The following is a 20,400-nucleotide window of genomic DNA, read 5'->3' on the forward strand; positions in this document are numbered from 1 at the left end:
AGAGCCGTTGCGCGAGAAGCGAGGTCGGGCATGAAGCGAGAAGGGAGTTCGAGGATGCGACGGGTGTACGTCGTTGGCGTCGGGATGACGCCATTCGTCAAGATCGGGTCCCGGGAATGGACCTACCCCGAGATGGTCGCCCAAGCGGTGCGCGGCGCGCTGGGCGACGCGGGAATCGGCTACGACCGGGTTCAGCGGGCCGCGGTCGGCTACGTCTTCCAGCCGTCGGCGGCCGGTCAGCGCGCGCTGTACGACGTCGGGATGACCGGCATTCCGGTGGTCAACGTGAACAACAACTGCGCCACCGGTTCCACCGCGATCATGCTGGCGCGCGAGTGGATCGGCGCGGGTCTCGCGGACGTGGCGCTGGCCGTCGGGTTCGAGCAAATGACCAAGCAAGCCATGGCCGGTCCCGCGACACCGCCGAAGACCACCACGGTCGACGGGCACCTGCGAATCATGTCCGCGCACTACGACTTCGGCGCCGCGCCGATGACCACCCAGTTCTTCGGCAACGCCGCGCTCGAGCATGCCAAGCGCTACGGCACGACGCCCGAACAGTTGGCCGCCGTCGCGGTGAAGAACCACGAGCATTCGACGCGTAATCCCCTGGCGCAGTTCCAGAATGCCTACACGCTGGATCAAGTGCTGGCCGACGTGCCGGTACACGGTCCGCTGACCCGCTCGCAGTGCTCGCCCATGTCGGACGGCGCCGCGGCCGCCGTGCTGGTGAGCGAGGACGTCGTGCGCGAACTGGGGCTCGAGGCGCAGGCGGTGGAGATCCTGGCCCAGGAGCTGGTCACCGACGACGCGTCCGCCTTTGCCACGGGGTCGATGATCGATGTCGTCGGAGCGCCAATGACCCGCGCCGCGTCCGGTCGCGCCCTCGACGCCGCTGGGATCACCATCGATGAGGCCGACGTGATCGAACTGCACGACTGCTTCACGATCAACGAGCTCATCACCTACGAAGCACTCGGTCTCTGCGGCGAGGGCGAATCGGGCGCGCTGGTGGAGTCCGGCGCCACCACCTACGGCGGCGCCTGGGTGGTCAACCCGTCCGGCGGATTGATCTCCAAGGGTCACCCGCTCGGCGCTACCGGACTCGCGCAGACGGCCGAACTCTGCTGGCAGCTGCGCGGGCTGGCCGCGGACCGGCAAGTGCCGGACGCGCGAATCGCTTTGGCGCACAATCTCGGTCTCGGCGGCGCCTGCGTCGTCACACTGTACGCGGGGCCGTCATGAGCGAGCCGCGCACGCCGGAACCACGCGTCCGCGAGCGCACGCATGAATAGTGCCGAACGACGATCAACGAGTGCTCGGAGCTGAAAACCCTATGACGACAATCGATCACGACACCCACCTGCGCCTGCCGGTGCACAACGGCCACAGCCTGCTCGCCGGGCTGCGCAGGCACCGCGACAGTCCGGTCCTCACCCTCGGTGACACCGTCCTCACCGGCGCCGACGTGCTGGACTCGATCAGCCGCTACGTCGCCGCGTTCGCGGCCAACGGCGTCGACACCGGCACGCCCGTCGGCGTCCTCGCGCTCAACCGGCCCGAGGTGCTGTTCACCATCGGCGCCGGGCAGGTGCGCGGCCATCGGCGCACCGCGTTGCACCCGATGGGCGGGCTCGACGATCACGCCTACGTGCTCGCCGACGCGGGCATCACCACCCTGGTGCTCGATCCGGTGCCCGCCTTCGTGCAACGCGCCCGCGAGCTGGTCGACCGGGTGCCGGAGCTGAAGCGGGTTCTCGTGCTCGGCGCCGTGCCGCCGGAGCTGGCCGATGTCGGCGTCGATCTGACCGCCGCCGCCGCGGCGTTCGACGCGGAGCCGATCGAGGCCACCGACCTGCCGCCCGACGCCGTCATCTCGGTCAGCTACACCGGCGGCACCACCGGAAAACCCAAGGGCGTCATCGGAACCGCGCTCACCATGGCGACGATGACCCAGATCCAGCTGTCGGAATGGGAATGGCCGCAGCGGCCGAGATTCCTCATCTGCACGCCGCTCTCGCACGCGGGCGCGGCCTTCTTCCTCCCGGTCGTCCTGCTCGGCGGTCAGTGCGTGGTGCTTCCCCGCTTCGAGCCGGGCGAGGTGCTGCGCGCCATCGAGGAACACAAGATCACCGCGACCATGCTGGTGCCGTCGATGCTCTACGCGCTGCTCGACCACCCGGATCTCGCGACCCGCGACGTCTCGTCGCTGGAGACGGTGTACTACGGCGCCTCGGCCATCGACCCGACCCGGTTGACGCAGGCGATCGACCGTTTCGGGCCGATCTTCGCGCAGTACTTCGGGCAGTCCGAGGCGCCGATGGCGATCAGTTATCTCGGTAAGCGCGAACACGATTCGGCGCGACTCACCTCGTGCGGGCGACCCTCGGCGGCGCTGCGAGTCGCGTTGCTGGATACCGACGACAAGGTCGTCGAGCCCGGCGAGGTCGGCGAGATCTGTGTCTCCGGACCGCTGGTCGCGGCGGGTTACCTGAACAAGCCCGAGGCCACCGCGGAGACCTTCCGCGACGGCTGGCTGCGCACCGGCGATCTGGCGCGCCAGGATGCGGACGGCTTCCTGCACATCGTCGGCCGCAGCAAGGACATGGTGGTCACCGGCGGTTTCAACGTCTTCCCCCGCGAGGTGGAAGACGTTGTCGCCGAGCATCCGTCGGTCTCGCACGTCGCGGTCGTCGGGGTGCCCGATCCGCGCTGGGGCGAGGCGGTCACCGCCGTCGTCGTGCTCGATCCCACAGCGCCGAGCGATTCGGCCGCGGTGGAGACGATGATCGCCGAGATTCAGGAGACCGTCCGGCAGCGCAAGGGATCGGTCCAGGTGCCCAAGCACGTGCTCGTCATCGACGAGCTGCCGCTCACGGGGCTCGGCAAGCCCGACAAGAAGGCCGTGCGCGCCCTCGCGGCGGAGCGGCTCGACCGCTGACGTAACTCGGTCGCGGACGAAGTGGTGAAACCGGCTGTCCCCTAGCCGGTTTCACCGGCTCCCGCACCGTGACGCAGCAGGCCCGTCTCCCGGTCACGGTGACGATCGGCCCGCCGAGGAAATAGACCGCGAGCAGCAGTCGGTACGGAGGTTTCGTCGCGGCTTCGAAGGCGCCGCGAGGAAACGGGATCGGCGGTCAGCGCAGGCGCAAGCGGCGCAGCAGGGACAGCGTCGTCAGGGTGCGCTCGAGGTACTCCTCGTACGCCTGCCCCGGCTCCGGCCCGAGCACCTGCCGCTTCAGCGTCGCCACATTGGTCGACTCGGTGAATTTCAGCAGACCCGCGTCGCCGTTGCGGACACCCATCCCCGACGCCTTGAATCCGCCTGAGGGCGCGCTCTTTCCGGCGTAGGCGAGCGCGGCGGAGTCGTTGACGTTCACGTGTCCGGCCGCCAGCCGCGCACCGACCGCGCGCGCCGCCGCCAGATCGCGCCCCCAGACGCTCGCGCTCAGCCCGTACCGGGTGTCGTTCGCGAGCTCGACCGCTTCGTCGACGGTCGAGAACGGGTACAGCGCCACAACGGGTCCGAAGGTCTCCGCCCCGAAGACGTCCATCTCCGCGGTGACGCCCTCGAGCACCGTCGGTGCGTAGAAGGTCGGCCCGAGCTCCGGCAGGGCATGACCGCCGGTGAGGACCCGCGCGCCAACAGCTTTCGCCTGTTCGACCTGCGCCGCCACCCGAGCGCACTGATCTTCCGAGACCAAAGCGCCCATCTCGGTGTCGAAGTCGTAGCCGGGTCCGACCCGCAGCGCCGCGACGCGCGCGGTGAACTCGTCGCGGAACGCCGGGTACACCGATTCGTGCACGTAGATCCGCTCGATGTGCAAACACAGCTGACCGGTGTTGTCGAAGACCCCCGAGATCGCACTGTGCACCGCCGCGGACAGATCCGCGTCGGCCAAGACGATCATCGGGTTCTTGCCGCCGAGCTCCAAACACGATTCGGTCAGGCGCTCGCCCGCTTGTTTCGCGACCAGCCGACCGGTCGCCTCCGAGCCGGTGAACATCACGAAGTCCGCGCCGTCCACGACCGCGGGCCCCACTACCGGCCCGTCGCCGCAGACGATCTGCACGAGTCCCTCCGGAAGCCCGGCCTCGCGCAGCAGCCGCAATCCGAACGCCGGGCTGAGCGGAGTCCGGTTGTCCGGCTTGAGCACGATCCCGTTCCCGGCCATGAGTGCGGGAATCGCATCGCAGTAGCCGATCGCGAACGGAAAGTTCCACGGCGCGATGACGCCGACGACCCCGCGCGGCTTTCGGATCTCGGTCGAGGTGCTGACCAGCGGAATCGCACCGGGATGCCGAACGGGGCGCAGCAGCCGGGGAGCGCGTTTCAGATAGTGGCCGATGACCATCGGGATGTCGCACAGCTCCTCGAAGGCCATGCGGCGCGCCTTGCCCGTCTCGATCTGGATCAAGTCGGTGATCGTCCGGTGGTTCTCCAGGACCAGACGGTGAAAGCGTTCGAACACGGCGAGGCGACGCCGCACCGGCCAGCGCGCCCATTCGGCCTGGGCGGCGCGGGCGCGGTCGAACGCCGCGGCGACGTCGGCGGGCGAGGATTGCGGCAGGTGCGCGACGACCGTTCCGGTGAAGACCTCCACCACCGGAACGGTGTCGGACGGATCGCCCGTCACCAGCGCGGTCAGTTCCGCGAAGTCGTGCGCGGGAACGGTCGGCGTACTCACGAACCGCACTCTATCAAGTGATTGCATCAGTTGATAGAGATATCGTCTGCGCTGGGCGAACGGTCATTACAATGCAGCAGGTGACCAGCGCAGCGGACCGTGCCGAGCTTCGAATCAGCGAAGAAGAACTAGCCATGCCGACCGACCGGCGGCTGATTCTCGCGGCCGAGCGGCTGTTCGCCGAACGCGGCATCGACGCGGTGTCGCTGCGCGCCGTGATGTCGGCCGCCGGCGCGAATGTCGCCGCGGTGCACTACCACTTCGGGTCCAAGGAAGCCTTGATCGAGGCGCTGATCCGGCAGCGCAGCGACGCGGTCGCGACCCGGCGCGCGGCCCTGCTCGACGACGTGGAGCAGTCGGGCGTCGTCAGCGCCCGCGGCTTGGCGGAGGCGTTCGTGCTGCCGGTATGGGAGATGGCGACCGGCGAGGGCGAATCCTGGGTCAAGTTCATCGCGAGCGTTCTCGGCAGCGGCCACCCCGCGCTGTCCACCGTCGCCGAGGGGTTCGCCGATCAAGCACGCCGTTTCATGACCTTGCTCGGCCGAGCCTTCCCCGACCTCCCTCGCCACACCATCCGATTCCGCCTGGCGCAGGCCATGACCCTGACCTTCCAAGTTCTCGGCGACGTCCACCAGACACAGGACCTGCTCGCGATCTCCGGCGTCCAGCTCAACCCCGAGCAGGTGATGAGCGAGCTCGTCGACGTCGTCACCGCCATCCTCGCGGGACCGCCGTCGGACTGATCCGAAAATCAAGTGAACCCGATTTACTAAATGGTGTTCACAAATAGGGTGTGGTGTGGTTCACTCCTGTGGAACGTGTTCCAAAGGAGGTACCGTGTCCGCACCGTCCATCTCGCACGATTTCGACTTCACCGACCCTGACCTGCTCGCCAGCCGTCTGCCCGTCGAGGAATGGGCCGAGCTTCGCCGGACCGCCCCGGTCTGGTGGGTCGACCAGCCCAACGGCGTCAGCGGCTTCGACGACGGCGGGTACTGGGTGGTCAGCAAGCTCGACCACATCAAGGAGATCTCCAAGAACTCCGAGGTGTTCTCCACCAACGCCAACACCGCGGTGATCCGCTTCAACGGCGACATCACCCGCGACGAGATCGACATCCAGCGCGCCATGCTGGTCAACACCGATCCGCCCATCCACGACAAGCTGCGGCGCATCATCTCCCGCGGCTTCACCCCGCGCGCCGTGCAGAGCCTGCGCGACGCGCTGCACGAGCGCGCCGAGCGAATCGTCCACGAGGCCAAGAAGACCGGCGGCGGCGACTTCGTCCAGCAGGTGGCATGCGAGCTGCCGCTGCAGGCCATCGCGGAGCTGCTCGGCGTGCCGCAGTCCGACCGCGGCAAGCTGTTCGACTGGTCGAATCAGATGATGGGCTACGACGATCCGGACTTCGACGGCAACCACAAGCTGGCCACCGCGGAGATCATGGGCTACTCCTGGAACCTCGCCGAGGAGCGCCGCAAGTGCCCGGCCGACGACATCGTCAGCCAGCTCGTCACCGCCGACCTCGACGGCGAGGCGCTCGGATCGGACGAATTCGCCTGGTTCGTCATCCTTTTGGCGGTCGCGGGCAACGAGACCACCCGCAACGCCACCACGCACGGCATGAAGGCGTTCATCGACTTCCCCGAGCAGTGGGAGCTGTACAAGGCGGAGCGGCCGCGCACCGCGCCCGACGAGATCGTCCGGTGGGCGACGCCGGTGATCGCCTTCCAGCGGACGGCGTTGCAGGACACCGAGATCGGCGGTCAGGCCATCCGCAAGGGCCAGCGCGTCGGACTCTTCTACGGCTCGGCCAACTTCGACGAGGAGCGCTTCGACAAGCCCTTCGAGTTCGACGTCACCCGTAACCCCAACCCGCACGTGGGTTTCGGCGGCACCGGAACGCACTTCTGCGTCGGCGCGAATCTCGCTCGGCTGCAACTCGATCTGATCTTCAACGCCATCGCGGACGTGATGCCGAACCTGCGTCAGATCTCCGAGCCGGTCCGGCTACGCTCGGGCTGGTTGAACGGCATCAAGAGCTGGCAGGTCGCATACGAATGACACAACCCGCACGACGGGGCCGGATGCCCGCGGTACACGACGCGGACATCCGGCGGGTGGCCAGAATGGTGCTGGCCGAGCAGGGGCCCGAGGCGTTGACCCTGCGCGCCATCGCGCGCGATCTCGGCATCACCGCGCCCGCGCTGTATCGCCACTACGGCTCCCGCGAGGACTTGGTCGCCGCGCTGCGCCGCGACATCTGCGTCGACCTGGCGGACGAGCTCGCGGGGCAGGTCGCCGAGCTGCCCGACGACGGCGTCGTGCAGCTGTTCGCCATCTGCAAGGGCTTTCGGCGCTGGGCCCTCGCCCACCCGCACGAGTTCACCCTCGTCTTCGCCTCGCCGAACGGCGAGAACCCAGGCGGGATAAGGCAATTCGACGAACCGTTCGGCCGGGTCTTCCTCGGCGCAGCGGGCAGGCTGCTCACCACCTACGACCTGGTGACCCCTGCGACCGACACGATTCCCGACGCGTTGCGCGAGGATCTGATCGGTTTCCAGACCGAATTGCTCGCCATGCTCGCCGAATCGAGTCAGAAGTTCCCCGCCGAGAAGCTCGACTTGGGCGTGGCCTACCTGATGATGACGCTCTGGGCGCGGTTGTACGGGCACGTCACCCTCGAGGTGTTCGGCAACTACCCGATGCCCGTCAGCGATCCGGACGCGCTGTTCGACGCCACCCTCGCCGACCTCGCGGGCAGTATCGGGCTCGCCGGACCGCAGGCGCTCTAGGCGGCCCGCTCACCGCCGACTACGCCGACTCGCTCGTCGACCTCACCCTGCGCGCCTTCCGGCCCTGAGGATCACAGCTGCGGCGGCAGCTCGGTGGAGGTGAGTTTCTGCGCGGCGCGCTTGTTCATGCCGAACATGCGCAGCACGCGGAAGGCCATCTCGTCCGAGAGGGCGCCCGCGTCGGCGTCGGGTTCGACGTCGAGCAGTTGCAGCAGGCCGAGCATCGAACCGCCCGCGGCCATCACGGCCAGGTCGGGGCAGACGGGCTGTGAAGCATGTGGCGGGTCTGCGAAGTTCCGCGTCGCCGGGGTTAGAGCCAGCGGCGGAAGAAGGGGCGGCGGTGGTGGGGGCGGGGGCGGGCTGCCCAGCGGGGGTTGTCTTCGTCGCGGCGGTAGGCGGCGACCTGGCCCGCGACCGAGAAGCGCAGGCGCCGCGCCTCGCCGAGGACCTCGCCGTCCGCCGCCACCGCTTCCGGTTCGCGGACCTGGACGATCAGCTCGGGGACTTGGAGTTCGTTGTACACCTTGCTGCGGCCGATGGCGGCCAGGAGCAGGGCCAGTACCGCGCGGGTGCGAGAGAACCGCAGATCGGCGCGCAGCCAGCGGACGTCGAGCATGCCGTCGTCGAGGCGAGCGCGGAAGGCGGGCACCGCGCCGTGCGGATGGTAGGCGCCGTTGCCGATGAACAGGAACCACACGTCGTGCCAGCTCTCGTTCAGGCGAATACGGACCGGCTGCGCGTCCCGCAGGACGACCACGAGGGCGGCCGCGAAGGCGGGCCATTTCCCCCACCTCGGCTGCCATTTGTCGCGCAGCCGAACGAGATCCGGGTACGCGCCCAAGCTGGCGGTGTTGATCAGATAGTGGGTGCGCGCGCCGTCCTCGGTGTCGAGTTCCACGCTCGCGATGTCGACGGCGACCGCCTCGCCCGCACCGGTGGCGTCGACCACCTCGCGCAGGTCGTAGACCCCGAGATCGCGCGCGAAATGGTTCAGGGTTCCGGTGGGAACGACGACAAGCGGCAGTTCGTGGCGCAGCGCGACGGCCGCCGCCGCGGCGATCGTCCCGTCACCGCCCGCCGCACCCACCGCGAACGCCCGCTCGGTGCGCGCCGCCAGCGCCTCCTCCAGCTGCTCGACGCAGTCGCGGCCGGGCTCGGTGCGCAGCACGGTGGCCGCGGGCAGCGCGGCGGCGATGTCGTCGGTCGGGTCGTAGCCGGGATCGCCGGACACCGGATTCACCAGCAGGACAAGGCCTTTGCCCTCGACGAGCATCGGCACCTCGCGCACCGCGTGCGCCTCAGCCTCGTCGGATTCACGGACCGGCCACCACCGGCGCGAGGCCATCGCGACACCGGCGCCGACGGCCGCGCCGACGACCACGTCGGAGGTCCAGTGCACTCCGGTGTGCACCCGCGAGTAGGCGACCGTGGCGGCCAGCGGCGCCACCACCACCGCGGTGCGCGGACTCTCCAGCGCCACCGCCGTGGCGAACGCGATGGCGCCCGCGCTGTGCCCGGAGGGGAACGACGAGGAGGTCGGCACCCGGATCAGGCGCCGATGCGGCGGCAGCAGTTGCGCCGCGGGCCTACGGCGCGCGATCAACGACTTGAGCACCAGGTTGACCGTCAGGCTTGCCCCGGCCACCGAGACGACGCCGCGCAGCGCCGCCCGGCGCGTGGAACCCTGGCGGGTGGCCAGCGCCGCGGCGACGACCGTCCACAGCACGCCCCGGTCCGCCGCCCGGGTCAACCGCAGCATGCCGCGATCGACGGCCGTCATCGGAAGCCGTGCCACCGCACCGGTAACCGCCCGATCCATCTGCTCCACCCGGCGAAACGTCCGGCCCAACCACGCACTCACCCCGTCGAAAGTACAGCCCCCGCAATGCACCGCGCACGACGCCTGCGCAGACTCGCCCGAGGTCCGGCGAAAGAATTCGCGCGCCGTGTCGACCCGGCGCGTGCTCGCCGGCCAAATCCCTATTCCACGAAACGAAAACTATTGCCGCGCAAGGCGTCCGAGCGGTGCCGGGCGGCGACCCGTTTCGCCCACCGCTCGCCGGGTACGCGCCAAGCGGACGGAAGGTTGGTGCGATGACGGAAGCGACGACTGCTCAGCGGGTGCGAGCGCGCGCCCATATCGGCGGCCCACTGGCGTTGCCGTGGCGATCGTGGTGGGGCGTGCTGCGCCGCACCGTCGCGGAATTCCGGTCGGACAACCTGACCGATTGGGCCGCCGCCCTGACCTACTACAGCGTCATCTCGCTGTTCCCGGCCGTCATCGTGCTCTCCTCGCTGCTGAGCCTCGCCGGACCCGATGCCACCCGTTCGCTGATCGACACCATCGACGACATCGGGCCTGGCAGCGGCAACACGGTCGTGGTGCAGGCCGTCGAGGAACTACAGCGCTCGCGTTCGCTGGCCGGACCGCTGGCGATCATCGGTGTGGCGACGGCGCTCTGGACGGCGTCCGGGTATCTCGGCGCATTCGTGCGCGCCGCCAACGCGGTCTACGACACCGAGGAGGGGCGGCCGCTCTGGAAGACGTTGCCGCTGCGCCTCGGGCTCACGGCCGTGACCGTGCTGCTCGTGGCGCTGTGCGCGATCGGCGTCCTGGTGAGCGGCCGCGTCGCCGACACCGTCGGTCAGTGGCTCGGGCTCGGATCGGCCGGGGTGACGGTGTGGAGCATCGTGAAATGGCCGGTGCTCGCGGTGCTCGCCAGTCTGGTGTTCGCGCTCTTGTACTGGGCCGCGCCCAACGCTCGTCAGCTCGGCTTCCGCTGGCTCACGCCGGGCAGCATGCTCGCGGTACTGCTGTGGATCGCCGCGTCGGCCGGATTCGCCTTCTACGCAACCAATTTCGGCTCCTATAACAAGGTGTACGGTTCGCTGGCCGGCGCGATCGTCTTCCTGGTGTGGTTGTGGCTGTCGAACGTCGCGATCTTGCTCGGGGCGGAGTTCGACGCCGAGCTCGCGCGCGGGCGCCGCATCGAAGAGGGGCAGCCCGCCGACAGCGAACCCATTCTGCCGCCGCGGGACGAACCCGATCGGGACGAGGACTAGCGCACGCACTCCTACGGCGGGATACAGTGCGGGCACCGTCTCGCCTTTCCTCGGGTCCCGGGCAGGTGTCGAGCGAATCGTCTCGATCCGACTGCGGACAATGCGCAAGACCCCAATGTCGGTGTCGATGAAAGTCGTTGCGGTAGAGGTGATCTTGCGCGGGTAGACCTCTGAGGTGACGGCTCGTAGATATCTGTTCGCGCTTCTCGGTGTCCTCGCGGTGAGTGTCGGCTCGTTGTTCGCGTCGGTTGCCGCGGCTCCGGCGGCGTACGTGGTCGGTGAGGCGCCACTCGGCGAGGCGGCGGTGCGGATGGACGTGTATTCGCCGTCCATGGACACCGTGGTGACCAACCGCGTGATCCGCGCCGCGGGCGGCGGTCCCGCGCCGACGTTGTACCTGCTGACCGGCATCGGCGGCGGCCAGGACGGCATCTCCTGGTGGGACGACACCGACGTCGTGCGGTTCTTCGCCGACAAGCACGTCAACGTGGTGATGCCGGTCGGCGGCGCGTTCAGCATGTACACCGATTGGCGCGCCGACGACCCGTCGATCGGCCGCCACCGCTGGCAGACCTACCTCACCGAAGAGCTCCCCGCGGTCGTCGACGAACAGCTCGGCGCCACCGGCCGCAACGCCATCGCCGGTGTCTCGATGAGCGCGGCCTCCGCGGTCGACCTCGCCATCCAGGCGCCCGACCTGTACAGCGCGGTCGCCGCCTACAGCGGATGCCCGTGGACGTCGGATCCGCTCGGTATCGCCTTCGTCACCGCGCAAGTGGTCCGCGGCGGCGCCAACCCGGCCAACATGTGGGGTCCGCCGGGCGACGCGGGATGGCGCGCGCACGACGCCTTCGCCCGCGCGGGCGCGTTGGCCGGTAAGGCCGTCTACCTCTCCGCGGGATCCGGCGTGCCGGGCACGATCGACCGCGGCCTGCCCTTCCCGCCCATCGAGGCCATCGCCAACGCCTGCACCGCGGCGTTCGCTGGCCGGCTCGACCAGCTCGAAATCCCCGCGATCCACGTGGAGCGGCCGACCGGATCGCACACCTGGGGCTTGTTCGAAATGGACCTCCACGAATCCTGGCCGCACCTAGCCCGCGCCATCGGCGCCTGACCCGGTTGGTGCCACACAGGTTTCACACGCCGCACACAGGCACCGGCTATGTGACGCGTACACGGGGTGTGTGGCAGGTGGTGGGCTACTGCCGGACGCTGAGCCACCCGTCCATCAGGCCGTGGTAGCGGCAATAGAACGGGTGCGAGCCGATCTCGGCGGGGGCGGGGAAGGTGACGGACTGTCCCGGATCGATGTCGTGGTCGAACAAGCCGGGCCGCTTGCTGGTGATGCTGTGCTCCACCAGATCGTTGTTCACCACCGTGATGTTCGCGTTGGGGGTGATCGGCGGTGTTCGCGTGTAGGCCAGATCCTGGATCGTGATGGTGACGGCGGGGATCGGCGGCGGGCCGGGCAGTGGACTTGATGCGGCGGGGTCCTCTTCGGATTCATCGCCGCACGCCGCTGCCAGCGCGATCAGCGGCAGCACCGCGGCCAACCGGATCGGCCGTCCGACCCCGCGCACCGCTCTCACGGCTGTTCGCCGCGACCGCTGCGGCTGCCGACGTACGCGAGTTCGCGGACCCGCCCGATCACCTCGGGCAGGATCTTGACCTCGTCGGGGTGGTTGGTCATCGGGTCGAAGAAGTCGGTGCGGTAGTCGCCCGGGTCGGCCGGATGCAGCGTGACCTCGGCGAGCCGGTGCTCCGGCTTGCCCATCTCGCTCGCCGAGAGGACGAAGGTGGCGGGCTCCGCACGCAGGTGGTCGGCAAGGGCGTCGAGCGACGGGGTCTGCGGCTGATCGTCGTCGGGTTCGGCGAAGATCCAGGTCGCTGCGGAGTCGCCTAGCCGGTAGGGCATCAGGCAGCCGTACCTGGCCGTGCGCCAGCTGCGCGCCGGTGTGATGACGAAGCGGCTGAGCGAACCGGTGCCGGTGGTCGCCAACGCGAAGTCCCACGGGTGGTCGTCGCGATCGAGTACCCGCAGCGCGAGGCCGAGCACGTCCGGCAGTCCGGCCGGGGTGCCGATGCCCTTGGACAACCTCGCGAGCACCGCCCGCTCCCCCGCCCCGAACAGGTACTCGTACTCGGGTTCGGCGTGCAGCCGCCCGGACAGGCGCAGCCCGTTGGGATGAAAGACCCGAGCGTGGCGCAACCTCGCCACTCCGGAGAAAACACCGCGCACGGCATCCGCTGCGAGATCGGTCATCGCGACTCCTTCGATCGGGGCGGTCGACAACCACCGACTGCCCCGCCGCGCGGACAATAAACCGGGCCCGATGTGGCAAAAGCGCTCCCGTGGGTACTCCCATGGCGATGACGATCACATCCCAGCCCCGCAAGGCGGTGAACACGATGACATCGACTCGAGCACTCCGACCGGCCACCGAAACGGTCAGTGTGCGGGTACCCGCGCGACCCATCGGATTGACGATGCTGCGCACGACCGTGGAATCGACGGCGGTGGTCGCCTACGACGACGCCGACGGCGCGGCCGAGCTCGGCCTGATCGTGGAGGAGGTCGCGCGCGGACTCCTCGACTCCGCCACCGACGACTCGATGCTCGACTGCACCGTCTCGTGCACCGACGACGTGACGCGGGTGCGAATGTCCGCGACGACCCGATCGGAACTGCATCGGGATCGCCACGCCGTCGGCTGGCAGATCGTGGACGCGCTCACCAAGGACACGCGGGTGATCCGCTCCACGTTCGATCACGCCAGACACGGCTACCCCACCGAGGTCGACTTCGATTGGCAGCCTGGGGTTTCCGCGGCCTGACCGTTCACCCGGCGCCTGCGCGGGCGAGGAACCACTGTGCCAGCCAGTCGACGGCGGTTCGGCCGTCGGCGTCGATGACGTAGTGGCCGTAGCTCTGGTGCGCGCCCGAGGTGACGAAGGCGGTTGCGCTCAACGCTTCCGAGATCAGTCGGAGGACCGCGTCCGGTCCCTGTCCGCCGACCGCGCCGAGTACGTCGCGGGTGAGCCGGTGCAGTTCCGCGCCCGCCGCGCCGGCGAGGTCGTCCGCGGCCAGCGTCACGAAGCCGAGCAGTGTCGGGAGCACGGCGTGCGCCCGCGCCGCGATGTCGAGCGGCGCCGCGCCGGACCGTGCCGCCTGGACGACGTCCCACAGATCGTCCTGCAACAGAGTCGCCTGAGCGACCAGCGCGGGCGCGTCGATCTCCGCGAGCGCGCGCACCAGCTGCGCCGCGAGGTGGACCGCGCCGCTGTCGTCCGGGATCAGGCCGAGCAGCCGCGACACCTCGCGCAGGTCGTCGCCCACCGTCCGCACCAGCGGCGCGAACGCCGAATTGAGCTGCGCGACAATGTCGTACAGTTCGCGCGCGACGGCCGCGAAGTCGAGCCCGTTCGCGATCATGGCGCCCAACCGGGCCAGCGCTTCGCCGACGGCGGGCAGCCGCGCCGCGAAATGGACGGTGTCGGCGGCCACCGACGCGATCCGCCCGATCAGCACCGAGGGCCACAGCTCGGCGAGCACCCGCCATGCCTCGCGCAACGCCTGCTCGGACTCGGTGCGCACCAGCTCGAGCAGCGGCGCGGTCGCGTCGGCGACGACAGCGACGGCGTGGCTCGCCGCGGTGGCGGGCTCGCGGTCGGGCTCCGCGAGAGCGTCGAGCACGGCCAGCGCGGCGCCGATATCGGATCGGGCCACCCCGTCCAGAACGGCCGCCGCCAGCCGCTCGGGCTCATCGCCCTCGACGAGTTCGTCTCGGGCCGTGGGATGTTCGTCCATCCAGCCCGCCAGTTCGCGCAACGGGCGCAGCGTCGCGACCAGCCCGCCCGCCGCGGCCGCGAGCCGCGCGGTCGCCCCCGGCCCCACCGCGCCGTATCCGCCGAGCCGGTCGATCGCGGCGGGCAGCTCGGCCAGTCGCACGTCGCCGAAGTCGGAGGCGAGCAGGCTGTTCAGCGCGGCGGTGTTCGTGTCGTTCGCGGTGGCCTGGTCGGCGTCGGTCGGCTGGGCGAGCAGCAGGCCGAGGGACGTGAGCAGCGGATGGGTCGCCGCGTCGGTCGAGCAGTACCGGTCCTTGGTCGCGCAGATCTGGGCCGTCACCGCCGAGACCGCGCAGAATCCGCTCGGGCGCGGCCCGGCGATGCCATGCCCGGGAACGGGCGGCCCGACCAGAGTCGCGCCGCCGGTGCCCTGGCGCGGATCGGCGATCAAACCGACCGCGAGCACCCGGTCCGCGGCGACCGGCGCGCCGGTGCAGCCGATCGTCGCGGCGACGTCACCCATCGCGTCGGCGCCCTGACTGTATCCGGCGAGGACGAATTTCGTTGCGGGACAATCGCGCCCGAAGTCGTCGATGGCGCGCGTCGCCGCGTCGACGCCGGTCGCCTTGCTGTCGCCGTAGGGCATGCGATCGAAGGCCGCGGCTTCGTAGGCCGGGAACCGGAAGGCGAACGCGTCGCCCAGATCCGCCGACAGCGCGGTGGCCAGCGGCGCGAGCATGCCGACCGGCGCCGACTCGTCCGCCCAGGGATTCGTCTCCCAGGTTCCCGGCAGGAAGACCCCCGCGACCGCCGGGCAGCCCGCCTCCGCACGCGCGACGACCGAGCCGGGCACGATCACGGAGACCAGTGCGATCACCGCGGAGAACAGCAGGACCGACACCCGAGCCCTTGCGGCGGCAGATCGGTCGGATCGATTCACCTGAACACCTCCTGCCGCCCCGGCCGAGTCCCGATAAACGCCAACTCATTTCACCAGCGACCGCTACACCCGCGAGGTGAAACGCGCAAATTTCACACAGGGGAGGAAGAAATCGACCCGTCGAGACCAATCCGCGCGCCGGACCTGACCGAAGTCCTTTCTATCGAACAAGACCGTGGCCGGCTCGGCGCGCGAGGACGGCGGAGCATGCCCGACAGGAAGTGGCACCCGATGAACACCCCAGAACAGCCCGAGGCGGACCTGCTCGAGCTGGCCTACCCGTATGCGATGCACGCCGTCACCGAGTTCGAGCGCAAACTCATCGAGCGGCGTAGGGCCGCCGCCGGTCGGGCGCGCGCCGCGGAGTTCGACGCGCGGGTCGGATCGACGCGAGAAACGTTGGCCACGTTGAGCATTCTCGATGCGCTGCCCCCGCCCGCCGGTCTGGAAGACCGGTTGATGCGCGCACTCGACGACGTAACGCGCCGACGAACTCGGCGGCGCTCGCGCAGGAATTGGCTGGCCGCCGCGATGGCCTTGCTGATCGCCGTCGCGGCGGGCATCGCCGCCGCCACTAATCGCGGCCGATACCGGCGCGCGCCACTTCCGCCGACCGATGTCTTGGCGACCACCGTTCAGCAGGCGCGCGCTCCCGAGCGGCCGATGCCGATCACGCGGACGAATCTCCTCTGATCGTCCCCGGCTGGAACCAAGGCGGGGCGCCGAGCACCCCGCCTTTCCCGGCGATCAGCCCGCGGACCCCGTGGGCTCCTGCGGCGGGTTGTTGTCGATCACGGCGCTGCGGTGCTCGACGAGCACCGGATGGGTCATCTTCACCTGCGGCGGCCCCATGGTGGGCGGCGGGGTGACGTACCCCGGACCGTCCGGGTTCAGGACCGGCGGCTGCTGCTGCAACTGGCCAGGAGTGGTCGTGGTCGGGCAGCCGAACCGAAGTTCGGTGGTGGACCGCGGCAGCGCGTACGTCACGACCGGGAGCTGGCCCGCCCCGTCCGAGCACGTCACCACGGACTCCACCCGGTAGGTGTCGTCGGTGTCGTTGCGACAGCTGTAACCCTCGCACGAGACGCCGGGCGCGAGCTCCTGCGCGACCGCTTGGGGCGCGAGCATCCCGGCCGCCGCCATGACGACGGACGCGACGCCGAGTCCGAGGCCGAACGTCGATCTTTGACGCATCAGTGAATCACTCCAATCAAAGGCCCCGACCTGACGGTCAATATACCGATGGTCACCGCTCGCGCCACCCGCGCGTGTCTCACCAGCGGCGTTGCCCCGCAAGATGTTTCGTCGATCGCACGAGCCGCTACGGAGCGGGGGCCAGCTCGCCGAACCAGGCGAGTGCCTGCGGCAGCGCCAAGCGCACCGTCACCGAGTGGTCGACGGGCCCGAGATCGATGACGCTCGCCCGGTCGCCGAGGTCCGCGCGGCACAGCTCGGCGTTGGCGGCGGGCACGCTGCGGTCGGCCGAGGAGACATAGAGTCGCACCGGTGCGCGGGGCGTCCAGTCGCAGACGCCGTCGCTGTCGGTCATGGCGCGCAGCGCCGCGCCGGTCGGATCGAGCGCGAGTTCCTGGAACCGCGGCGTCAGCAGTTCGCGCGGGGTGGCGGGCAGGCCCGTGGAGACGGCGAGGATGTCGTGCCGACCGTCGAAGAGCTGCTCGACGCGCTCGGCGTAGGGCGGCTGGAACGCCTCGCTCGGATCGTCGTAGAGGTGGTAGATCCGGTTCATCGCGGTGAGCCAGTAGGCGATGTAGAGCACCGCGGCACGCGGGGTGATCCGGCCGTCGAACGCGGCGGGCTTCTGCACCTCCTGGAGGGCGTAGGGACCGCTCACCGCCGCGACACCGGCCAGGGTGAACCCCAGACTCGGCTCGGCGGCCACCCGCTGGGCCAGGGCCATCGCGGCTTGGCCGCCCTGGGAGAACCCGGTGACCAGCAGCGTGCCGTCGAGTTCGCGCCCCTCCCGCTCGGCCACCGCGCGGGCGGCCAGCAGCAGATCCGCCGAGGCGCTCGCCTCGGTCGGCGCGTGCGCGTACGGGTGCGAGCCCGGGCCCTCGCCGAGACCGAGGTAGTCCGGTGCGACCGCGGCGTAGCCCGCGGCCGCGAACAGGACGGTCCGCGCCCGATCGGTCTCGGCGTCGGCCGACGGCGCCTCGTCCTTGCGCACGATCGTGCCGTGCGCGTAGCTGACGACCGGGAGCCTGCGCGCCTCGCCGCGCGGCAGTACCACGAGGCCGCTGGCGGTGGTATCGGCGCCGTCGGGCGCCGAGGTGCGGTAGACGACCCGGTAGGCGTCCACACCGTTGCGCACCGGGGTCTGGATCGTCCACTGGTTCAGATACGCGGCGGTCTGCTCCGTCGTCGCGCCGAGCACCTGCGTCACCGAGACGACCTCGCCGGGCGCGGGCGTGACGCCGTCGCGCTGCGCACCGCACCCGACGAGCCCGCCGAGCAGCAGCGCCAGCGCCGCCACGAGCGCCGCCGAGGACCTGATCGCCCGCCTCGACGAACTACCCGCGGACCGGAAATTCTCCTCCGTCGCCATCAATCCACACTCCCACCGCGGGCCGATATCACGCTACCTACCGGCCGGAATCGGAAGCCGCACCTGTCTCGGCGTTCGCAAACCGGGCTGAGTACGGGGACCCCGTCCGAAAAGTTTCGGCCCGGCAACGCCGACATCAGCTAAAATTGTCGCTACCTGGAATACGAAGTGGGTCGGCGTCCTGTTCGCGTCATCTCGTTGGGGGCAGGAAGTCTTTGGGTTCGCCGGTCGGTCCGGTGCAATGTCGCACGCCGCGGTGTATCGCGACACGACCATGTCGGCGCCCAGCCCACCTGCCGAGGAGGCAAGCATGGTCGACAACGCCGCAACCGAGCAGTCCGAACCCGATCCCGCCATCGTGATCTGGCCCGAACCAAGCCGACTCGAGCCATGGTGGCAGCGCGTCATGTTCGGCTCGAGCGCCCGGCCGGCCACTCCGCGCGAAACCCGTTACGGGACCACGAAGCAGTAGCCTTCCGAGCACTCCCCGCCTCGCGCCGGAGCCGAATCGCTTCGGCTCCTCATGCGTCGAGGAGCGGTATCTCGCGCGGCCCCTCATCCAGCTCGACAACGGTCCAGCTCGCCGGAGCGGGGCCGAATGCGTTGCGCGCGTTGGCGATCACCGTCCTGGCCAGCACCCGGTTGCCGGTCGCGCCGATGATCGCGCCGATGCCTGCCGGAATCACCCTGCCGAAGGCGAGCACGCTGCGTTTGGCGATGGTCCGGACGACGATCCGCTTCACCGGGCCCTCGCCGAGGCTCGACACCAGCGGAATGCGGTTGGCGAGTTCGGACGCCCAGTTCTTGGCCGAGTTCGCGGTGTTCTTGCCGACGAACTCGACGCCGCCGGGTCCGAAAACGATCCCGGATACCAGCGCTGTCTCGCGGGCCACCTCCTCGGGCTCGACGCCGTGGATCGCCGCGGCCGTGAGCGCGTAGAGCACCGATGTCTCGACGAAGAAGACGGTCTCCACGCCCATCGCCGCCAAGCCGGTGAGCACGCCGATGCCGGGCACCGCGGCGCAGATGCCGACCGTGACGCCGCTCGCGGTGACCGCGGTCAGGTAGTGCCGCTGCACGCGTTCGAGCACCTGCTCGGGCGTTTCGTCCGGATGCGCGGCGCGTAGCCAGTCGCCGTAGCGTTCGACCAAGGGCGTCTGCAAGCGAGCGCCCTTGTCGATCGCCGACAGCAGGACCTTGTCCACGCGTTCCCGGATCATCGACCACGACCTTTCCTACGTCCCGCCCAGAAGCGCGGGGTCACGAAACACTCGACCACTGAGGGATACACCGAATCCGCGGTCTTACACGGCGAAGTGTGCCTTGTCATAGCCGATCGGTCCATCTCTTGCCCATCGTGGCGTACGGCGCGTCGGTCCGTGGCGCGACCGTGACCGCCCCGCAGGCATCTCGCAACACCTCGTGACATCCGGTGAATCAGGACCATCACCGCACCCCGTCTGCGAATTTTCGGTAACGACACGGCGTCATTCGCTCGAAACGAGCTGGCATAGCAAATCATTGGCTTACGCTGGAATCACCTCGGTAGCCCCGAGGTTGCAGGGTGGGACGCGGTGCCCCCGAAACGCGCCCACCATCGCCGAGCAGGTCAGCTGGGAGTCGGGTCCCGGCTTCAGCCCGAATCCCATCTGGCCCGCCGGAATTCCGCTTCTTGGTACGGTCGTCCCATGGAGGATGCCGAGGAACTCCTCGCCGCCGTCGTCGCATGGGCGCGACAGGACGAGCGGATCACCGCGCTCGTACAGACCGGATCGCACGGCCGCGGCGACCGGATCGATCGTTACTCCGATCTCGACTTGGAGATCATCACTCCGCGGTGGCGCGAACTCTTCGCCGACCAGAGCTGGCTGGACCGTTTCGGCGCCGTCCTGCTCAACGTGTCGTTCGAAGACGAGGACGAGGACCGTCCGTGGCCCGCTCCCCTGCTAGTGGTGTTCACGGGCGGGCGCAAGATCGACGTCACGATCGCGGGCGAGGAACGCCTCACCGACATGATCGAGCACGGGCTCGACGAGCTGTACCAGCGCGGCTTCCGCGTGCACTGGGACCGCACCGGCCTCGCCGCGAAACTTCCCGCGCCCACGGGCGAGACCCCGAAGCCGACCGTGCCGGATCTCGACGAATTCACCACGGTCACCGAGGAATTCTTCTTCGAGGCCACCCAGGTGCCGATCTACCTGAACCGCGGCGAGCTGTGGGTGGCGAAGTTCCGTGACAACACCATGAAGGAGTACCTGCTCCAGATGCTGGAGTGGTACGGCGCGACCGATCCCGAACGCCCGCGCTACACCTGGTACATCGGCCACCACATGGACGAATGGCTGCCCGACGAGCACTGGCGGCGGGTCCACGAGACGTTCGGCCGCTTCGACGCGGACGACGCCAGGCGCGCGCTGGACGCAACGGTCGACCTGTTCGCCGATGTCGGCGCGGAAGTCGCCGCCCGCCTTGGCTTTCCGTGGCGCGACGACCTGGTCGACAGTGTGCGACGGCTGCTCGCCGAGTACCGGTCGCACCGCTGAGTGATACCCGGATCGACGCGTG

At 69.5% G+C, this 20,400-nt stretch carries 20 protein-coding genes; 11 read left to right on the forward strand and 9 right to left on the reverse strand.

All coding sequences use genetic code 11. The features are described 5' to 3' along the window. The first annotated feature begins 54 nt into the window (after positions 1-54). Complete coding sequence (locus tag CRP45_RS31650) at positions 55-1,245, forward strand: thiolase C-terminal domain-containing protein (protein WP_097248291.1); 1,191 nt, start codon at positions 55-57, stop codon at positions 1,243-1,245. Between the two features lie 91 nt (positions 1,246-1,336). Next, positions 1,337-2,941 carry a fatty-acid--CoA ligase FadD8 gene (gene fadD8 / locus CRP45_RS31655; RefSeq protein WP_097248292.1) on the forward strand — a complete coding sequence of 535 codons (1,605 nt, stop codon included), beginning with the start codon at positions 1,337-1,339 and terminating at the stop codon, positions 2,939-2,941. Between the two features lie 196 nt (positions 2,942-3,137). Here the strand turns inward: fadD8 and CRP45_RS31660 are convergent, their stop codons facing one another. Next, positions 3,138-4,688 (reverse strand): succinic semialdehyde dehydrogenase, encoded by a 1,551-nt coding sequence (locus CRP45_RS31660; protein WP_218841216.1) that lies wholly within the window; start codon positions 4,686-4,688, stop codon positions 3,138-3,140. Between the two features lie 80 nt (positions 4,689-4,768). Here CRP45_RS31660 and CRP45_RS31665 point away from each other — a divergent pair, with 80 nt between their 5' ends. From CRP45_RS31665 to CRP45_RS31675, 3 genes are all read left to right on the forward strand, one after another. Then, on the forward strand, positions 4,769-5,431 hold the full coding sequence (locus tag CRP45_RS31665; RefSeq protein ID WP_425436997.1) for a TetR/AcrR family transcriptional regulator: 663 nt from the start codon (positions 4,769-4,771) through the stop codon (positions 5,429-5,431). Positions 5,432-5,525: 94 nt separating this feature from the next. Continuing rightward, positions 5,526-6,752, forward strand: a complete 1,227-nt coding sequence (locus CRP45_RS31670) for a cytochrome P450 (RefSeq protein ID WP_097248295.1) — start codon at positions 5,526-5,528, stop codon at positions 6,750-6,752. After that, a complete protein-coding gene (locus tag CRP45_RS31675; RefSeq protein ID WP_097248296.1) occupies positions 6,749-7,483 on the forward strand; it encodes a TetR/AcrR family transcriptional regulator in 735 nt (244 codons plus the stop codon). The genes CRP45_RS31670 and CRP45_RS31675 overlap by 4 nt, the downstream gene beginning before the upstream one ends. A gap of 71 nt (positions 7,484-7,554) precedes the next feature. Here CRP45_RS31675 and CRP45_RS31680 read toward each other — a convergent pair whose 3' ends face one another. Next, a complete protein-coding gene (locus CRP45_RS31680) occupies positions 7,555-7,725 on the reverse strand; it encodes a hypothetical protein (RefSeq protein ID WP_179831080.1) in 171 nt (56 codons plus the stop codon). Between the two features lie 68 nt (positions 7,726-7,793). Further along, on the reverse strand, positions 7,794-9,344 hold the full coding sequence (locus tag CRP45_RS31685; RefSeq protein ID WP_245910648.1) for a bifunctional phosphatase PAP2/diacylglycerol kinase family protein: 1,551 nt from the start codon (positions 9,342-9,344) through the stop codon (positions 7,794-7,796). A 233-nt stretch (positions 9,345-9,577) separates the two neighbouring features. Here CRP45_RS31685 and CRP45_RS31690 point away from each other — a divergent pair, with 233 nt between their 5' ends. Both CRP45_RS31690 and CRP45_RS31695 read left to right on the forward strand, forming a co-directional pair. Further along, a complete protein-coding gene (locus tag CRP45_RS31690; RefSeq protein ID WP_097248297.1) occupies positions 9,578-10,546 on the forward strand; it encodes a YihY/virulence factor BrkB family protein in 969 nt (322 codons plus the stop codon). A gap of 175 nt (positions 10,547-10,721) precedes the next feature. Further along, entirely contained in the window at positions 10,722-11,660 is a 939-nt protein-coding gene (locus tag CRP45_RS31695; protein ID WP_245910649.1) for an alpha/beta hydrolase, read from the forward strand. A gap of 85 nt (positions 11,661-11,745) precedes the next feature. Here the strand turns inward: CRP45_RS31695 and CRP45_RS31700 are convergent, their stop codons facing one another. Both CRP45_RS31700 and CRP45_RS31705 read right to left on the reverse strand, forming a co-directional pair. Further along, positions 11,746-12,135 (reverse strand): cupredoxin domain-containing protein, encoded by a 390-nt coding sequence (locus CRP45_RS31700; RefSeq protein WP_143861596.1) that lies wholly within the window; start codon positions 12,133-12,135, stop codon positions 11,746-11,748. Next, a complete protein-coding gene (locus tag CRP45_RS31705; protein WP_097248299.1) occupies positions 12,132-12,809 on the reverse strand; it encodes a phosphodiesterase in 678 nt (225 codons plus the stop codon). Before CRP45_RS31705 ends, CRP45_RS31700 begins: the two co-directional genes overlap by 4 nt. A gap of 224 nt (positions 12,810-13,033) precedes the next feature. Here CRP45_RS31705 and CRP45_RS31710 point away from each other — a divergent pair, with 224 nt between their 5' ends. Next, positions 13,034-13,381, forward strand: coding sequence for a hypothetical protein (locus tag CRP45_RS31710; RefSeq protein ID WP_143861597.1), 348 nt, complete (start codon positions 13,034-13,036; stop codon positions 13,379-13,381). A gap of 4 nt (positions 13,382-13,385) precedes the next feature. Here the strand turns inward: CRP45_RS31710 and CRP45_RS31715 are convergent, their stop codons facing one another. Beyond that, the gene (locus CRP45_RS31715) at positions 13,386-15,272 is read right to left on the reverse strand and encodes a cutinase family protein (protein ID WP_143861598.1); all 1,887 of its coding nucleotides are present in this window, start codon (positions 15,270-15,272) and stop codon (positions 13,386-13,388) included. A 207-nt stretch (positions 15,273-15,479) separates the two neighbouring features. Between CRP45_RS31715 and CRP45_RS31720 the strand changes: the two genes are divergently transcribed. Beyond that, positions 15,480-15,965 (forward strand): RskA family anti-sigma factor, encoded by a 486-nt coding sequence (locus tag CRP45_RS31720; RefSeq protein WP_143861599.1) that lies wholly within the window; start codon positions 15,480-15,482, stop codon positions 15,963-15,965. Between the two features lie 54 nt (positions 15,966-16,019). Here the strand turns inward: CRP45_RS31720 and CRP45_RS31725 are convergent, their stop codons facing one another. Further along, positions 16,020-16,466, reverse strand: a complete 447-nt coding sequence (locus CRP45_RS31725; RefSeq protein WP_097248303.1) for a hypothetical protein — start codon at positions 16,464-16,466, stop codon at positions 16,020-16,022. Positions 16,467-16,593: 127 nt separating this feature from the next. Then, entirely contained in the window at positions 16,594-17,835 is a 1,242-nt protein-coding gene (locus CRP45_RS31730; RefSeq protein WP_097248304.1) for an alpha/beta hydrolase family protein, read from the reverse strand. A 310-nt stretch (positions 17,836-18,145) separates the two neighbouring features. Between CRP45_RS31730 and CRP45_RS34115 the strand changes: the two genes are divergently transcribed. After that, entirely contained in the window at positions 18,146-18,307 is a 162-nt protein-coding gene (locus tag CRP45_RS34115) for a hypothetical protein (protein WP_179831081.1), read from the forward strand. A 49-nt stretch (positions 18,308-18,356) separates the two neighbouring features. Here the strand turns inward: CRP45_RS34115 and CRP45_RS31740 are convergent, their stop codons facing one another. After that, positions 18,357-19,055 (reverse strand): hypothetical protein, encoded by a 699-nt coding sequence (locus CRP45_RS31740; RefSeq protein WP_097248306.1) that lies wholly within the window; start codon positions 19,053-19,055, stop codon positions 18,357-18,359. A gap of 468 nt (positions 19,056-19,523) precedes the next feature. Here CRP45_RS31740 and CRP45_RS31745 point away from each other — a divergent pair, with 468 nt between their 5' ends. Beyond that, on the forward strand, positions 19,524-20,378 hold the full coding sequence (locus CRP45_RS31745; protein ID WP_097248307.1) for an aminoglycoside 6-adenylyltransferase: 855 nt from the start codon (positions 19,524-19,526) through the stop codon (positions 20,376-20,378). The last annotated feature ends 22 nt before the right edge of the window (positions 20,379-20,400 follow it).

Source organism: Nocardia amikacinitolerans (assembly GCF_900215415.1).
GTDB lineage: Bacteria > Actinomycetota > Actinomycetes > Mycobacteriales > Mycobacteriaceae > Nocardia > Nocardia amikacinitolerans.

Excerpts from the sequence above, each read along its gene's own strand:
- CRP45_RS31650 (WP_097248291.1), top strand. The coding sequence starts at position 55 with ATGCGACGGGTGTACGTCGTTGGCGTCGGGATGACGCCATTCGTCAAG.
- fadD8 (WP_097248292.1), top strand. The coding sequence starts at position 1,337 with ATGACGACAATCGATCACGACACCCACCTGCGCCTGCCGGTGCACAAC.
- CRP45_RS31675 (WP_097248296.1), top strand. The coding sequence starts at position 6,749 with ATGACACAACCCGCACGACGGGGCCGGATGCCCGCGGTACACGACGCG.
- CRP45_RS31680 (WP_179831080.1), bottom strand. The coding sequence starts at position 7,725 with ATGGCCGCGGGCGGTTCGATGCTCGGCCTGCTGCAACTGCTCGACGTC.
- CRP45_RS31690 (WP_097248297.1), top strand. The coding sequence starts at position 9,578 with ATGACGGAAGCGACGACTGCTCAGCGGGTGCGAGCGCGCGCCCATATC.
- CRP45_RS31705 (WP_097248299.1), bottom strand. The coding sequence starts at position 12,809 with ATGACCGATCTCGCAGCGGATGCCGTGCGCGGTGTTTTCTCCGGAGTG.
- CRP45_RS31710 (WP_143861597.1), top strand. The coding sequence starts at position 13,034 with ATGCTGCGCACGACCGTGGAATCGACGGCGGTGGTCGCCTACGACGAC.
- CRP45_RS31720 (WP_143861599.1), top strand. The coding sequence starts at position 15,480 with ATGCCCGACAGGAAGTGGCACCCGATGAACACCCCAGAACAGCCCGAG.
- CRP45_RS31725 (WP_097248303.1), bottom strand. The coding sequence starts at position 16,466 with ATGCGTCAAAGATCGACGTTCGGCCTCGGACTCGGCGTCGCGTCCGTC.
- CRP45_RS31730 (WP_097248304.1), bottom strand. The coding sequence starts at position 17,835 with ATGGCGACGGAGGAGAATTTCCGGTCCGCGGGTAGTTCGTCGAGGCGG.
- CRP45_RS34115 (WP_179831081.1), top strand. The coding sequence starts at position 18,146 with ATGGTCGACAACGCCGCAACCGAGCAGTCCGAACCCGATCCCGCCATC.
- CRP45_RS31740 (WP_097248306.1), bottom strand. The coding sequence starts at position 19,055 with ATGATCCGGGAACGCGTGGACAAGGTCCTGCTGTCGGCGATCGACAAG.
- CRP45_RS31745 (WP_097248307.1), top strand. The coding sequence starts at position 19,524 with ATGGAGGATGCCGAGGAACTCCTCGCCGCCGTCGTCGCATGGGCGCGA.